The sequence below is a fragment of the Micromonospora luteifusca genome (genome assembly GCF_016907275.1).
GTDB classification, from domain to species: Bacteria; Actinomycetota; Actinomycetes; order Mycobacteriales; family Micromonosporaceae; genus Micromonospora; species Micromonospora luteifusca.
Genome location: NZ_JAFBBP010000001.1, coordinates 2249469 through 2263506 on the forward strand (window position 1 = coordinate 2249469; position 14038 = coordinate 2263506).

Sequence of the window (14038 nt, forward strand, 5' to 3'; positions counted from 1 at the left end):
AGTACCCCCTTCACCCATGTGCCGTGCGGTTTCGTCGGGGCGAGAACCGCCGACGTCCCGTGGATCGTAAGGAAGAAAACCTGCAAATTGTGTAACAGTTGTCGATAAATTCCGCCACGGTCGGTGTGGCGGACACCCGGCTGCTCAGCGCAGCCGCACCCGGGGGTCGATCGCCGCGTAGAGCAGGTCGACCAGCACGTTCGCCAGCACCACGAAGACGGCCGCGATCAGCACGGTGGCCATGATGGTGGGCAGGTCGCCCGAACGCACCGCGTCCACCGCCGTACGCCCCAACCCCTGGATGCCGAACGTCGTCTCGGTGATCACCGTGCCGCCCAGCGCCCCGCCCACGTCCAGGCCGGCGATGGTCACCACCGGCGTGATCGCCGCGCGCAGCGCGTGCCGCCCGTACACCTTGGGTTTCGCCAGGCCCTTGGCCCGCGCGGTTCGGACGAAGTCCTCCGACAGCGTTTCCAACATCTGCGCCCGCGACAGTCGGGCATAGATGGCTGAGAAGAGGAAGGCCAACGCCACCCAGGCGAGCACCAGCCCACTGGCCCACTTCAGCGGGTTGTCGAACAGGGACGTGTAGCTGGGCACCGGCAGCAGTCGCAGGTTGTAGACGAACACCAGCAGCAGCACCGCGCCCACGAAGTACAGCTGCAACGAGGCGCCGGTCAGGGAGAAACCGATGGCGGCCCGGTCCACCCAGGTGCCCCGGCGCAACGCGGACACCATGCCCAGCCCCACCCCGAGCAGCAACCAGAGAATGGCAGCCGGGATCACGATGCTCAGCGTCACCGGCAGCACCCGGGAGATGGTGTCCGAGACGGCCTCGTTGCTGACGTACGACCAGCCCAGGCAGGGCGCGTCGCACCGGCCGCCCTGGGCGCTGCCCAGGTCCCGTCCGGTGACGATGCCCTTCATGTAGCCGGCGTACTGGCTGATCAACGGGTCGTTCAGGCCCAGATCGTCGCGGACCCGCTCCAGCCGCTCCGGGTTGCAGTTCTTCGGGCACATGCCGGTGACCGGGTCACGCGGCAGGGCGAAGAACATCAGGAAGGTCAGTACGCTCACCGCGAAGAGGGTCAGCGTGGCCGAGAAGAGCCGCTTGATCAGAAATCGCGACATGGTTAACCCCTACCGGGACGACTTCGGGTCGAGCGCGTCACGCAACGCGTCGCCGAAGAGGTTGAAGGCGAACACCAGCGCGAAGATCATGATGCCCGGGAAGAACACGTACGCCGGGTCCGTCTGGAGGAAGTCCAGACTGTCGTAGATCATCCGGCCGAAACTCGGAGTCTCGTCGCTGAGGCCCACGCCGATGAACGAGAGCGCAGCCTCGCTGGTGATGAACTGTGGGACCGCCAGTGAGAACGAGACCAGGATCGGTGCCCAGATGTTCGGCAGCAGTTGCCGGAAGAGCATGTGCCCCAGCCCGGCGCCGCTGGCCTTCGCCGCCTCCACGAACTCGCGCTCGCGCAGCGCGATCACCTGCCCACGGACCAGCCTCGCCGTGCTGGTCCAACCGAAGATGGCGAAGACGGCGATCAGCACGCCCACCCCGAAGGCCGCCGACACCTGCCCCCGCTCGCCGTAGAAGCGCAGCGTCAGGGTGGGGGTCAGCGCCAAGGCGATGATCAGGAACGGCATGGCCAGCGTCAGGTCGGTGATCCAGTTGATCACTGCGTCGAACCAACCGCCGAGGTAGCCGGCGAGGGCACCGAGCACCACGCCGATCGTCGCGGTGATCAGGGCCGCCGCGAACGCGATGAAGAGCGAGGTCCGCAGCCCGTAGATCAGCCGGATGAAGATGTCCCGACCCAGCCCCGGCTCCAGACCGAACCAGTGGTCCCCGGTCACACCGCCGACGTAGCCCAGCGGCATCCCGAAGCCGTCCAGCAGGTTCTGGAACTGCTCCCGCGGGCCGATCCCGTAGACCATCTCGATCAGCGGGGCCGCCAGCGCCAGCAGCATGAAGAAGATCAGCAGTACGCCGCTGACCCTGGCCGTACGGTCGCGGCGCAGTCGCAGCCAGGCGAGTTGACCGGGTGAGCGGCCGACGACGCCCTTCGCGGCGGGTGCGGTCGCGTCCGGGTCGGACTCGATCTCGGCCAGCGCCACACCCTCCACCGGGGACAGGCTCACGACGGCACCTCCTCGACGTTCGCTTCGACCCCGCGACCCGCCGGCTCGACGTTCGCTTCGACCCCGCGACCCGCCGGCTCGGCGCCGATCACGGCGGCGTCCGCCACCAGGCCGGCACCGGCTGGTTCCGGGCTCGTGCTGCCCGCTTCCCCTTCGGGGCTCGTGCTGCCCGCTTCCCCTTCGGGGAAGTGACACGCGGTGGCCTGCCGACCACCGTCGCGCGGGACCAGCGCCGGTTCCTCGGTGGCGCAGATGTCCTGCGCCTTCCAACAGCGGGTGCGGAAACGGCAACCCGACGGCGGGTCAAGCGGGGTGGGCACGTCACCGGTCAGCCGGATCCGGCCCGCCGGGCCGAGCTTGGTGACGTCCGGGATCGCCGAGAGCAGCGCCCGGGTGTACGGGTGCTGCGGGCGCTCGTAGATGTCCGCCCGATCGCCGATCTCCACGATCCGGCCCAGGTACATCACCGCGACCCGCTGGCAGAAGTGCCGGACCACGGCCAGGTCGTGCGCGATGAACACGAACGCCAGGCCAAGCTCCCGTTGCAGGTCGCGCAGCAGGTTGACGACCTGCGCCTGGATCGAGACGTCCAGCGCGGAGACCGGCTCGTCGGCGACGATCAGCTTGGGTCGCAGGGCCAGCGCGCGGGCGATGCCGATGCGCTGACGCTGGCCGCCGGAGAACTCGTGCGGGTACCGGTTGTAGTGCTCCGGGTTCAACCCGACCAGCTCCAGCAGCTCCTGCACCCGGGCCTTGATCCCACCCGGCGGCTTGATTCCGTTGACCTGCAACGGCATCGCCACGATCCGGCCGACCGTGTGCCGGGGGTTCAACGAGGCGTACGGGTCCTGGAAGATGATCTGCAGGTCCTGTCGCAGCGGGCGTAGCTCCCGGCGGCCGGCGTGGGTGATGTCCCGTCCGGCAAACTCGATGCTGCCGCTGGTCGGCTCCAGCAGCCGCACCAGCATCCGGCCGGTGGTGGTCTTGCCGCAGCCCGACTCCCCCACCAGGCCGAGCGTCTCGCCCGGGCGCACATCGAAGTCGAGCCCGTCCACCGCCCGCACCAGGCCGGTGGCGCGCAACCCCTGCCGTACCGGGAAATGCTTGCTCAGGCCGCGGACCCGCAACAACGGCTCATCGGTCATCGGGCCACCCCCACGGATGCGACGTCCTCGGCGTAGAGCGCGGTGCGCTCCTCGGCGCTCAGGTGGCAGGCGACCAGGTGGCCGGCCGGGTCGGCCAAGCCAGCTGCGTCGGCCGCGCTGGCCGCGTCGGCGGGGCGCAGCGCGGGCACGTCGGTGTGGGACCGGCCCCCGGTGCGGTCCGCGTACCGGCAGCGTGGGTGGAAGGCGCAGCCGGACGGCAGGTTGATCAGGCTGGGCGGGTTGCCCCGGATCGGCAACAGGTCCGCGTCCGCGTCGCCGTGCAGCGACGGCACGCTGGAGAGCAACCCCCAGGTGTACGGGTGCTGCGGCGAGCGGAGCACCTGCTCCACGCTGCCCCGCTCGACGGCGCGACCGCCGTACATGACCAGCACCTCGTCGGCGACCTGGCCAACCACGCCGAGGTCGTGGGTGATCAGGATGATCGCGGAGTGGAACTCGGCCTGGAGGTCGGCGAGCAGATCCAGGATCTGTGCCTGCACGGTGACGTCCAGTGCGGTGGTCGGCTCGTCGGCGATCAGCAGCGCCGGGTCGTTGACCAGGGACATCGCGATCATCGCCCGTTGCCGCATACCGCCGGAGAATTCGTGCGGGTACTGGTCGAAGCGACGCGCCGGCTGCGGAATGCCGACCCGGTCGAGCATGTCGATCGCTCGCTGGCGGGCCGCGCGCCGGTTGGCCTTCGGGTGGTGCACCCGGTACGCCTCGGCGATCTGCCGGCCCACCGTGTAGTAGGGGTGCAGTGCCGACAGTGGATCCTGGAAGATCATCGCCATGTCCCGGCCGCGCAGCCGACGTACCTCCTCGTCGGCGAGGCCGACCACCTGCCGACCACCGACGGAGATCTCGCCGGTGATGGTGGTCCGCTTGGGATCGTGCAGGCCGAGAATGGCCAGCGAGGTGACACTCTTGCCGGAGCCGGACTCGCCGACGATGCCGAGGGTGCGGCCCCGCTCGACGGCGAACGACACCCCGTCGACCGCGCGCACCACGCCGTCCTCGGTGTCGAACCGGACCCGCAGGTCGCTCACCCGCAGGTAGGCGTCCTCGTTACCGCGCTGGGCCGGCACGGTGGGATGGTCGTCCGGTTTCCCGGACGGCGCCGGATCAGAGCTGTCCACGGCCGCCTCCCTCAGTGACGAAGAGAACTTACAGGAAAGTCCCGAGGGTGAAAGTAAGCTACAAAGTCGGCAACTGTCAGCGTGCCCGAGCGTAACGAGTCAGCATCGGCCCCGCACCCCCGCCACCTCGCCATCCACGCCCATTCATCTCGCACCCCGCGCCCCACGCCCCGCTCATGGACTCGTGCCCGGCGCCCGGCGCCCGGCGCCCCGCGCCCCGCGCTCCGCGCCCCGCGCTCCGCGCCCCGCGCCCCGCGCCCCGCGCCCCGCGCCCCGCGCCCCGCGCCCCGCGCCCCGCGCCCCGCGCCCCGCGCCAAGATCAACGCAACTTCCCCGATGTTGCTGTCTCCGACGCGCGAGAAGCAGCAACATCCCCGATATTGCGCGAATCTTGACGACGAACACTGCCCCCACGAGACCGGCAGCGGGGTTTGGGGCGCCCACTGCCGCCAAGATCACGCTCGAACCAGGATGTAGTGGCATCACCGACGCGCTACACCACTACAACCAGGATGTTGCGCGATCTTGCGGCCCGCAGCTCGGCGCAACGCGGCCGGCGCGGCGCGGCACGGCGGCGCAGGACGGGGCGGGGGCGCGGGCTACGGGGCGGGCGACGGCAGCGGCGTCTAGGTCATGCTCGAATCCGGGGCCGGTGAGGTGCTGGAGTTGACAGAGCCGGTGCGGGTCACGATCCGGCCGGAGGATCTCGTCCCCTGACGGGTGTCGGCCGGCTGGCCTAGGGTCGGTCGCATGACCGAGTTCGACGCGGCCACCGCCGCCGTCCAAGCCGCCCTCGACGCGGGCGCACGGTACGCCGACGCCCGGGTGATGCACCGCCGCTACGAGTCGATGACCGCGCGCAACGGGGACGTGGAAGAGCTGACCCAGGATGAGAGCATCGGGCTCGGTGTCCGCGCACTTGTCGGGGCGAGTTGGGGCTTCTACGCCGTACCCGATCTGTCGGACGCCGCCGCCCGCGACGCTGGCCGACGTGCGGCACGGACGGCGATGGCCAGCGCGCGGGTGCCCGGCCCGCCGGTCGACCTGGTGCCGGTCGAGGCGGTCACCGCCAGTTGGGCGTCCAATTGCGAGGTCGATCCGCTCGGGGTGCCGCTTTCGGACAAGGGTGACCTGCTGGTCGGCGCGACCCGCACGATGGCCGAGCACGGCGCGGACCTGGCCGAGGGCCTGTACCAGATCTGGGACACCGCCAAATGGTTCGTCTCCAGCGAGGGCCACCGGATCGACCAGCGGATCCGTGAGTGCGGCGGCGGCATCTCCGCCACCTCGATCGGTGACGGCGAGACGCAGCGCCGGTCCTGGCCGAGCTACCGAGGGCAGTACGGCACCACCGGCTGGGAGTTGGTCGAGTCGCTGGATCTGGCCGCGCACGCCGCGCAGATCGCCGAGGAGTCCCGGGCGTTGCTCACCGCACCGCTCTGCCCGGCCGGCGAGACGGATCTGATCCTCGGCGGCGAGCAGTTGGCCCTGCAGATCCACGAGTCGGTCGGCCACGCCATCGAGCTGGACCGGATCCTCGGCTGGGAGGCCGCGTTCGCCGGCACGTCCTGGCTGGACCTGGCCCAGCTCGGCTCGCTGCGCTACGGCTCGGAGCTGATGAACATCACCATCGACCCGACGATCCCGGGGGCGCTGGGCAGCTTCGGCTTCGACGACGAGGGTTCCCCGGCGGTCAAGCGGGACGCGGTCCGTGACGGCCGCTGGGTGGGTGTGCTCGCCGGCCGGGATTCCGCCGCCATGGCCAGCCTGGACTACGGCGGCAGCGTACGGGCCGACGGGTGGGCCCGGCTACCGATGGTGCGGATGACCAACGTCGGTCTGGAACCCGGCCCGCACACTCTGGACGAGATCATCGCTGCGACCGACGACGGTGTGCTGATGGACCTCAACCGGTCCTGGTCGATCGACGACAAGCGACTCAACTTCCAGTTCGGCTGCGAGGTCGGGTGGGAGATCAAGAAGGGTCGGCGGGGGCGGATGCTGCGCAATCCCACGTACACCGGGATCGGTCCGCTCTTCTGGCGGTCGATGGACATGCTCTCCAGCGAGACGGTCTCCTGGGGCACGCCCAACTGCGGCAAGGGCCAACCCGGTCAGACCGGGCACACCGGCCACCCGGCCGCGCCGGCCCGGTTCAAGAACGTCCGGGTGGGGGTATCGGCATGACGGAGTTGGAGCTGGCCGGGCAGGTCATCGAGTTGGTCCGCCGCCTCGGTGGCCCGACCGTGCAGGCCGAGGCGGTGGTGACACGCGCGGATCTGGCGTTGACCCGCTTTGCCAATTCGGCCATCCACCAGAACGTCGCGGAGTCGACCGTCGGAGTCCGGCTCCGGCTACACGTCGATGGTCGGACCGCCGCGGGCAGCGGAAGCGTGCTCACCGCCGACGGCCTGCGCGCACTGGTGGAGCGCACCCTGGCCGCGGCGCGACTCTGCCCGCCCGACCCGGGCTGGCCGGGCCTGGCACCGCCCACACCCACGCCGGACGCTCCGGGGGTCGACGAGGCCACCGCGTACGCCGAGCCGGATCAGCGGGCCGACCGGGTCGGCGCGTTCGTGGCCGCCGCCGGGGGCCTCACCACGGCGGGATACTGCCGCACCGCGCACCGCTCGTCGGCGTTCGCCAACTCGGCCGGGCACACCGCGCACGGCCGCTCCGCGGAGGCGGCGATGGACGGCATCGCCCGCCGAGACGGGGCGGACGGGGTGGCCCGACGCTACGCCGACCGGCTCTCCGACCTCGACGGTGCCGAGTTGGGGGCGCAGGCGGCGGCGAAGGCGCAGGCGGCGGCCGACCCGGTCGAGCTGCCGCCGGGGCGCTACGAGGTGGTGTTCGAGCCGGCCGCCGTGGCGGATCTGCTGCAGAACCTCTCCTGGTACGGCTTCAACGGCAAGCGGTACGCCGAGCGGCAGTCGTTCGCCGAGCCGGGGTCGGCCCAGTTCGACTCGACGGTGACCCTGGTGGACGACCCGCTGGGTTCGTCGGGTCTACCGTTCGACGCGGAGGGCACCGGTCGACGGGCGCTGACCCTGGTCGAGGCGGGCACCACCCGGGCGGTGGCACACGATCGGCGGACGGCCGCCGAGGCGGGCGCGGAGTCCACGGGGCACGCGGTCGCGGGTGGAGCCACCTGGGGCCCGATGGCCCGCAACCTGCGCCTCTCCGGCGCTGTGGCCGGCCCGGCCAGCCCGGTTGGCCGGAGCACCACCGGCACGGCGGCCGGTGCGGTGGTCGACGCGGACACCGCCGCACTGGTCGCTGGCGTACGCCGAGGGTTGTTGGTCAGCGATCTCTGGTACACCCGGGTGCTCGACCCGAAGAGCCTCGTCGTCACCGGGTTGACCCGCAACGGCGTCTGGCTGATCGAGGACGGCACCGTCGTGCGGGCCGTACGCGATCTGCGGTTCACCGAGTCGTACCCGCGGGCCCTCGGGCCCGGGGCGGTGCTCGGGCTGGGCGCGCGGGCGGTGCGTCAACCAGACCGGGTGGACGGTGCCTGGTGGGCTGCCCCCTCGCTGCGGCTGGCGTCCTGGCACTTCACCGGAGGTGCTTCCGGCTGAGCGGGTGACGTTTCTCGATGACGTGCCATCGACCGCCGTGCCAAGGCTTTTCCGCAGGCCAGACACACGGGACACTCCCTTGCGCGGACGGCTCGCGGAGATCGGCGTAACGTGTGTCACTTAGCTGCGTCGGTCGATCCGGCGTGGTCGTTGGTGTGCGCATGACGTGGCAGCGGGTGCGGGTTCGCCGGTCCCGCGTGCCGACCGGAGAAAGATCAGCCCGCCCGTACGGGCCCGTCGAGGAGACGACTCGAATGACTTCATCGGCAACGAGGCCGCGGGGAGCGCGGGCGCGCGCCGCCATCGCGGCGAAGACGTTGCGTACCGACCGCTGGTGGTTGGCCCCGCTGATCACCGTGATCGGGCTCAGCGCCTGGGTCGCGTACGCGACGGTCCGGGTCTTCCAGCATGACAACTACTGGGTGGACGCGTACCACTATCTGACCCCGTTCTATTCCCCGTGCGTGACCGACCGGTGCGTCGAGGCGGCCTCGCACTTCGGCCGGTTCCTGCCCGGCTGGTGGGTCATTCCGGACGCCGCGCTGACCCTGCCGTTCCTGCTGCTGTTCCGGCTCACCTGCTACTACTACCGCAAGGCCTACTACCGGTCGTTCTGGCTGTCGCCGCCGGCCTGCGCGGTGCCGGACGGGCACAAGGAGTACGCCGGTGAGACTCGTTTCCCGCTGCTCGGTCAGAACCTGCACCGCTACTTCTTCTACGCCGCGGCGATCATCTCGCTGATCAACACCTGGGACGCGATCCTCGCCTTCCACTCGCCAAAGGGCTTCGGCTTCGGGCTGGGCAACATCATCCTGCTGGTCAACGTGGTGATGCTCTGGGCGTACACGATCTCCTGCCACTCGTGCCGGCACATCATCGGTGGCCGGCTCAAGCACTTCTCCAAGCACCCGGTGCGGTACAAGGCCTGGACGTTCGTCTCGGCCCTGAACGTCCGGCACATGCAGCTCGCCTGGATCACCCTCGGCACCCTGGCGCTGGCCGACTTCTACATCATGGCGCTCGCGGCTGGCTGGTTCTCCGACCTGCGGTTCATCAACTAAAGGGCCCCTGACATGACCACTACCACTCGTATCGAACGACACCACTACGACGTCGTCGTCATCGGGGCCGGCGGCGCCGGTCTGCGCGCGGCGATCGAGGCCCGGCTCGCCGGCAAGAAGACCGCGATCATCTCCAAGTCGCTCTTCGGCAAGGCACACACGGTGATGGCCGAGGGCGGCGCGGCCGCCGCGATGGGCAACGTGAACAGCCGGGACAACTGGCAGGTGCACTTCCGCGACACCATGCGCGGCGGCAAGTTCCTCAACAACTTCCGGATGGCCGAGCTGCACGCGAAGGAGTCGCCGCAGCGGATCTGGGAGCTGGAGACGTACGGTGCGCTCTTCGACCGCACCAAGGACGGCAAGATCTCCCAGCGTAACTTCGGTGGCCACGAGTACCCGCGGCTGGCGCACGTGGGCGACCGGACCGGCCTGGAGCTGATCCGCACCCTCCAGCAGAAGATCGTCTCGCTCCAGCAGGAGGACCAGCGGGAGTACGGCTCGTACGACGCCCGGATCAGGGTGTTCTCCGAAACGACCATCACCGAGCTGCTGCTCGACGGTGACCGGGTGGCCGGCGCGTTCGGCTACTACCGCGAGTCGGGCGAGTTCATCCTCTTCGAGGCGCCGGCCGTCGTGCTGGCCACCGGTGGCGTCGGCCGCTCCTACAAGGTCACCTCGAACTCGTGGGAGTACACCGGGGACGGGCACGCGTTGGCGCTGCGCGCCGGGGCGACGCTGATCAACATGGAGTTCCTCCAGTTCCACCCGACCGGCATGGTCTGGCCGCCCTCGGTGAAGGGCATCCTCGTCACCGAATCGGTACGTGGTGACGGTGGCGTCCTGAAGAACTCCGACGGCAAGCGGTTCATGTTCGACTACGTCCCCGACGTCTTCCGCAAGCAGTACGCGGAGACCGAGGAAGAGGCGGACCGCTGGTACACCGATCCGGACAACAACCGGCGCCCGCCGGAGCTGCTGCCCCGCGACGAGGTGGCCCGCGCGATCAACAGTGAGGTCAAGGCCGGCCGGGGCTCCCCCGCCGGCGGTGTCTTCCTCGACATCGCGAGCCGGCGTTCGGCCGACGAGATCCGCCGACGGCTGCCGTCGATGTACCACCAGTTCAAGGAGCTGGCCGACGTCGACATCACCTCCGAGCCGATGGAGGTCGGGCCGACCTGCCACTACGTGATGGGCGGCGTGGAGGTGGACCCGGACTCGGGTGCCGCCTTCGGCCACGTACGCGGGCTGTTCGCCGCCGGCGAGGTCTCCGGTGGCATGCACGGCTCCAACCGGCTGGGCGGCAACTCACTGTCCGACCTGCTGGTCTTCGGCAAGCGGGCCGGCGGGCACGCGGCCAGCTACGCCGACGGGCTGGCCGCCAAGCCGAAGGTGGCCGTGGACGCGGTCGAGGCTGCTGTAGAGACTGCGCTCGCCCCGCTGCAACGGGACACCGGCGAGAGCCCGTACACCCTGCAGCAGGACCTCCAGGCGGTCATGGGGGATCTGGTGGGGATCATCCGCCGGGAGGGCGAACTGGCCGACGCGCTCCGTCGGCTCGCCGAGTTGCGTGAGCGGGTGGCCAAGGTGAGCGCGGCCGGCGGCCGACGCTACAACCCGGGCTGGCACCTGGCCCTGGATCTGCGCAACATGCTGGTGGTCTCGGAGTGCACCGCGAAGGCGGCGCTGGAGCGGCAGGAGTCGCGCGGCGGGCACACCCGGGAGGACTATCCGGCGATGGAGCCGAAGTGGCGGCAGGTCAACCTGGTCTGCTCGTTGGACGGTGACACCGTGCAGCTGACCCGCAAGCCACTGCCGAAGATGCGGCCGGAGCTGATCGGCCTCTTCGAGCGGGCGGAGCTGGGCAAGTACCTCACCGACGAGGAGCTCGCTGACTTCGACGCCCTCGTCGCCGACGCTGGAGAGGCGGACAACCGATGAGCGCGAAGCGTCAGTTCCGGATCTGGCGGGGTGACGAGACCGGCGGGGACCTGCAGGACTACATGGTCGAGGTGAACGAGGGCGAGGTCGTCCTCGACGTCATCCACCGCCTGCAGGCCACCGACGCGCCCGACCTGGCCTGCCGCTGGAACTGCAAGGCCGGCAAGTGCGGCTCCTGCTCCATGGAGATCAACGGCAAGCCGCGGTTGGGCTGCATGACCCGGATGTCGACCTTCGGCGACGAGGAGACCGTCACGGTCACCCCGCTGCGCACCTTCCCGGTCATCCGGGACCTGGTCACCGACGTCTCGTTCAACTACGAGAAGGCACGGGAGACCCCGGCGTTCGCCCCGCCGGCGGACGTGGCTCCGGGTGACTACCGGATGCAGCAGGTCGACGTCGAGCGCTCGCAGGAGTTCCGCAAGTGCATCGAGTGCTTCCTGTGCCAGACGGTCTGCCACGTGATCCGCGATCACGACGAGAACAAGCAGGCGTTCTCCGGCCCGCGATACTTCATCCGCGCTGCCGAGTTGGACATGCACCCACTGGACAGCCGGACCGACCGCAAGGAGTACGCGCAGGCCGAACAGGGCCTCGGATTCTGCAACATCACCAAGTGCTGCACCGAGGTCTGCCCCGAGCACATCAAGATCACTGACAACGGGATCATCCCCATGAAGGAACGGGTCGTCGACCGCAGGTACGATCCCCTTGTGTGGCTTGGTAGCAAGATCTTCCGTCGGGGCGAGACGCCCCAGACCAGCGTGACCACTGCCCGTCAGGGCTCGCCGACGCCGGGCTCAGCCCGTGGTGGGCTGCACTCGCACGCGGGTGGGTCCCACGACTCGCAGGCTGAGGCGCAGGCGCAGAGCGGCGTCAACTGGCATCGGGAGGTGCCCCACCCGACCGCTCCGGCTGTCGACGACCGGGGCAAGCTTCCGCTGACCGAGCTCACCTTCGACCGGGCTGCCGCGCCGTCGCCGTTCGGCGACGACGTGACCTTCCCGCTGCCTCCGGAGCACCTCAACTTCGCGCACCCGGAGCAGGACGACAAGCAGCACTAGACACCGCAACGAAGACGGGGGCCGCGGCAACTGCCGCCGGCCCCCGTCCCATTTCCCCCACCCCCACCCCACCACCCCCACCCTCCCCACCACCCCCGTCCCAATAGTTGATCATGAGGTTATAGCTGCGACACGCCGGAGAGCGCGGCTATAACCTCATGATCAACGAGGGTCGGCGGGGGCCGGTGGGGGGCGGCGGGGGCGGGTGGGGTTGGGTTAGGTGGTTTTTAGTAGGGGGCGGAGGGCCGCGACGATGGGGGCGTCGGCCGGGAGCCAGGTGACCGACTCCAGCTCGTCGGCGGCGAGCCAGCGGAGCGCGGAGTGCTCCAGTGCCTGCGGCTGGTCGCCGTGCAGCAGGCGCGCGGCATACACCTTGAGCACCGAACGGCCGTGTGCCATCCGTACGTTGCGGCCGACCCGGTCGCCGATCTCCACGCGTACGGCCAGCTCCTCGGCGCACTCCCGGATCAGCGCGTCGGTCTCGGCCTCCCCCGGCTCGACCTTCCCGCCGGGAAACTCCCACATTCCCGCCACCTCGGGCGGGGCGGAACGCGCACAGGCGAGCACCCGCCCGTCCCGGATGATCGCCGCGCCGACGATCACCTTCAGGTCCCGTCGTTCGGCCTGCCCGCCATCATTCGCCCGTTCGGTCTGCACGGGCGTCCAGGGTGCCAGATCAATCGGCGGTTTGGGTACCGTAGCCGTCCGCTAGGCCAGCAGAACACGGAAGTGTGGGCGTGGACACCCCTTCCGAGCGGCGAGAGACTAGGGGACACCGACAAGACACGGGATGGCGACGATTTGGCCACGAGCCGACAACGGCGCTTGGGGGGTGCGGTGATGCGCGTGTTGTTCAACAGCAGGGCCAAGCAGGACTATCTTTCCGACGCGTTGACCTTGCTGTCTGGTTGGACGCGCGAAGGTGAGCAGATCCGACGGACGCTCGCGATCGACGATTCCCAACACGCCGCCCTCACTGAACGGGTCAAGGTCGTCGCGGACGCGCTGCACCTGCGCCCCGAGATCAGCCGTTCGCCCGACAGCACCCAGATCCGGGTCGGGCACGGCAACGGCGAGCCGCTGACCGAGGGTGAGGTCCTGCTGGCCGCCCGCATCGAGGACGCGTACCGGGCGGTCACCGAGTCCTGATGCCCGTGTCCGGAACCACCTCCGCGTCCTGGGGGTACCAGCGCAGCTCCACCGAGTTGCCGTCCGGATCTTCCACGTAGACCGAGGTCGCCGACCCGCGGGCGCCGAACCGCCCGACCGGCCCGGTCAGCACCGTGAAAGCCCCGGAGTCGACCACCCCAGCCCAGTCCAGCGGTGCCACCACCAGGCAGAAGTGGTCGACGTTCGCGCCCTGCCGCTCGCCTCGGACGAGGTCGATGATGCTGTCGGGGCTGATCCGCACCGACGGGAACGGGACGGCACCCGCGCGCCACTCGTCGACCCGTACCGGCGTCAGGCCGAGTCGGCCGCAGTAGAAGTCCAAGGACCGTTCCACGTCGGCGACGGTCAGCACCAGATGATCGAAGCCGGTCACCCGCACCGCGTTCACGCCTCCTCCAGCGCGGCCGCCGCGCCCAGCCAGCCCGCGAACAGGGCCGGATCGAGGTCGGCGACGTCGCGCAGCTGCACGGTCGCCATCGCGCGGGCGGCGGGCGCCAGTCGCCCGGACGGGTCCGCGATTTCCTGCCCCCGCCACAGCCCGAAGGTCACGTACGCCCGGTAGGCCTTGAAGAAGCAGACCGGGCGCTGACCGGGCCGGTCGCCCAGGCTCCAGACCGGGTGACCGTGCCAGATCGCCCCCGTCGCTCCGGGCAGTGCGTCCGCGATGATGGGCGTCAGCTTCTCCCCGATCTCGCGCAGCGGGCCGGCCAGGCCGGCCAGGTATTCGTCGATGCTCATCTCGCGGCCTCTCAGTCGTGCGGTGTTCTTGCTGGCTTCACGATTCCCTGA

The 14038-nt window shown here is 70.0% G+C and carries 13 protein-coding genes; 6 read left to right on the top strand and 7 right to left on the bottom strand.

Going from position 1 to position 14038, the window contains the following annotated elements:
* Nucleotides 1-144: 144 nt before the first annotated feature.
* Genes JOD64_RS09780 through JOD64_RS09795 form a run of 4 tightly spaced genes read right to left on the bottom strand, consistent with a single transcriptional unit; the run spans nt 145 to nt 4381 of the window.
* Nucleotides 145-1131, bottom strand: a complete 987-nt coding sequence (locus JOD64_RS09780) for an ABC transporter permease (RefSeq protein WP_204941947.1) — start codon at nt 1129-1131, stop codon at nt 145-147.
* Between the two features lie 9 nt (nt 1132-1140).
* Nucleotides 1141-2148, bottom strand: coding sequence for an ABC transporter permease (locus JOD64_RS09785; protein WP_204941948.1), 1008 nt, complete (start codon nt 2146-2148; stop codon nt 1141-1143).
* Nucleotides 2145-3293: an ABC transporter ATP-binding protein gene (locus JOD64_RS09790; RefSeq protein WP_239559471.1), complete on the bottom strand. Its 1149-nt coding sequence runs from the start codon at nt 3291-3293 to the stop codon at nt 2145-2147. Before JOD64_RS09790 ends, JOD64_RS09785 begins: the two co-directional genes overlap by 4 nt.
* Nucleotides 3290-4381: an ABC transporter ATP-binding protein gene (locus JOD64_RS09795; protein WP_204946000.1), complete on the bottom strand. Its 1092-nt coding sequence runs from the start codon at nt 4379-4381 to the stop codon at nt 3290-3292. The genes JOD64_RS09790 and JOD64_RS09795 overlap by 4 nt, the downstream gene beginning before the upstream one ends.
* An 801-nt stretch (nt 4382-5182) precedes the next feature.
* Between JOD64_RS09795 and JOD64_RS09800 the strand changes: the two genes are divergently transcribed.
* From JOD64_RS09800 to JOD64_RS09820, 5 genes are all read left to right on the top strand, one after another.
* A complete protein-coding gene (locus tag JOD64_RS09800) occupies nt 5183-6619 on the top strand; it encodes a TldD/PmbA family protein (RefSeq protein WP_204941949.1) in 1437 nt (478 codons plus the stop codon).
* On the top strand, nt 6616-8013 hold the full coding sequence (locus JOD64_RS09805) for a TldD/PmbA family protein (RefSeq protein ID WP_204941950.1): 1398 nt from the start codon (nt 6616-6618) through the stop codon (nt 8011-8013). Before JOD64_RS09800 ends, JOD64_RS09805 begins: the two co-directional genes overlap by 4 nt.
* A 254-nt stretch (nt 8014-8267) precedes the next feature.
* Complete coding sequence (gene sdhC / locus JOD64_RS09810) at nt 8268-9074, top strand: succinate dehydrogenase subunit SdhC (RefSeq protein ID WP_204941951.1); 807 nt, start codon at nt 8268-8270, stop codon at nt 9072-9074.
* 12 nt (nt 9075-9086) lie between these two features.
* A complete protein-coding gene (locus tag JOD64_RS09815) occupies nt 9087-11015 on the top strand; it encodes a fumarate reductase/succinate dehydrogenase flavoprotein subunit (protein WP_204941952.1) in 1929 nt (642 codons plus the stop codon).
* Complete coding sequence (locus JOD64_RS09820; RefSeq protein ID WP_204941953.1) at nt 11012-12079, top strand: succinate dehydrogenase/fumarate reductase iron-sulfur subunit; 1068 nt, start codon at nt 11012-11014, stop codon at nt 12077-12079. Before JOD64_RS09815 ends, JOD64_RS09820 begins: the two co-directional genes overlap by 4 nt.
* A 216-nt stretch (nt 12080-12295) precedes the next feature.
* On the opposite strand, the gene JOD64_RS09825 is transcribed toward JOD64_RS09820, so the two are convergent.
* Nucleotides 12296-12736, bottom strand: coding sequence for a (deoxy)nucleoside triphosphate pyrophosphohydrolase (locus tag JOD64_RS09825; RefSeq protein WP_204941954.1), 441 nt, complete (start codon nt 12734-12736; stop codon nt 12296-12298).
* 183 nt (nt 12737-12919) lie between these two features.
* On the opposite strand from JOD64_RS09825, the gene JOD64_RS09830 reads away from it, so the two are divergent.
* Nucleotides 12920-13228 carry a 4a-hydroxytetrahydrobiopterin dehydratase gene (locus tag JOD64_RS09830; RefSeq protein ID WP_204941955.1) on the top strand — a complete coding sequence of 103 codons (309 nt, stop codon included), beginning with the start codon at nt 12920-12922 and terminating at the stop codon, nt 13226-13228.
* Here the strand turns inward: JOD64_RS09830 and JOD64_RS09835 are convergent.
* A complete protein-coding gene (locus JOD64_RS09835; RefSeq protein ID WP_204941956.1) occupies nt 13215-13637 on the bottom strand; it encodes a VOC family protein in 423 nt (140 codons plus the stop codon). The two genes, JOD64_RS09830 and JOD64_RS09835, sit on opposite strands and share 14 nt — an antisense overlap.
* Nucleotides 13634-13987, bottom strand: coding sequence for a DUF1801 domain-containing protein (locus tag JOD64_RS09840; protein WP_204941957.1), 354 nt, complete (start codon nt 13985-13987; stop codon nt 13634-13636). Before JOD64_RS09840 ends, JOD64_RS09835 begins: the two co-directional genes overlap by 4 nt.
* Nucleotides 13988-14038: the final 51 nt, after the last annotated feature.

Coding starts and splice junctions, on each gene's coding strand:
- JOD64_RS09820 (WP_204941953.1), top strand. CDS start 11,012: ATGAGCGCGAAGCGTCAGTTCCGGATCTGGCGGGGTGACGAGACCGGC.
- JOD64_RS09815 (WP_204941952.1), top strand. CDS start 9,087: ATGACCACTACCACTCGTATCGAACGACACCACTACGACGTCGTCGTC.
- JOD64_RS09800 (WP_204941949.1), top strand. CDS start 5,183: ATGACCGAGTTCGACGCGGCCACCGCCGCCGTCCAAGCCGCCCTCGAC.
- JOD64_RS09830 (WP_204941955.1), top strand. CDS start 12,920: ATGCGCGTGTTGTTCAACAGCAGGGCCAAGCAGGACTATCTTTCCGAC.
- sdhC (WP_204941951.1), top strand. CDS start 8,268: ATGACTTCATCGGCAACGAGGCCGCGGGGAGCGCGGGCGCGCGCCGCC.
- JOD64_RS09805 (WP_204941950.1), top strand. CDS start 6,616: ATGACGGAGTTGGAGCTGGCCGGGCAGGTCATCGAGTTGGTCCGCCGC.
- JOD64_RS09790 (WP_239559471.1), bottom strand. CDS start 3,293: ATGACCGATGAGCCGTTGTTGCGGGTCCGCGGCCTGAGCAAGCATTTC.
- JOD64_RS09840 (WP_204941957.1), bottom strand. CDS start 13,987: ATGAGCATCGACGAATACCTGGCCGGCCTGGCCGGCCCGCTGCGCGAG.
- JOD64_RS09780 (WP_204941947.1), bottom strand. CDS start 1,131: ATGTCGCGATTTCTGATCAAGCGGCTCTTCTCGGCCACGCTGACCCTC.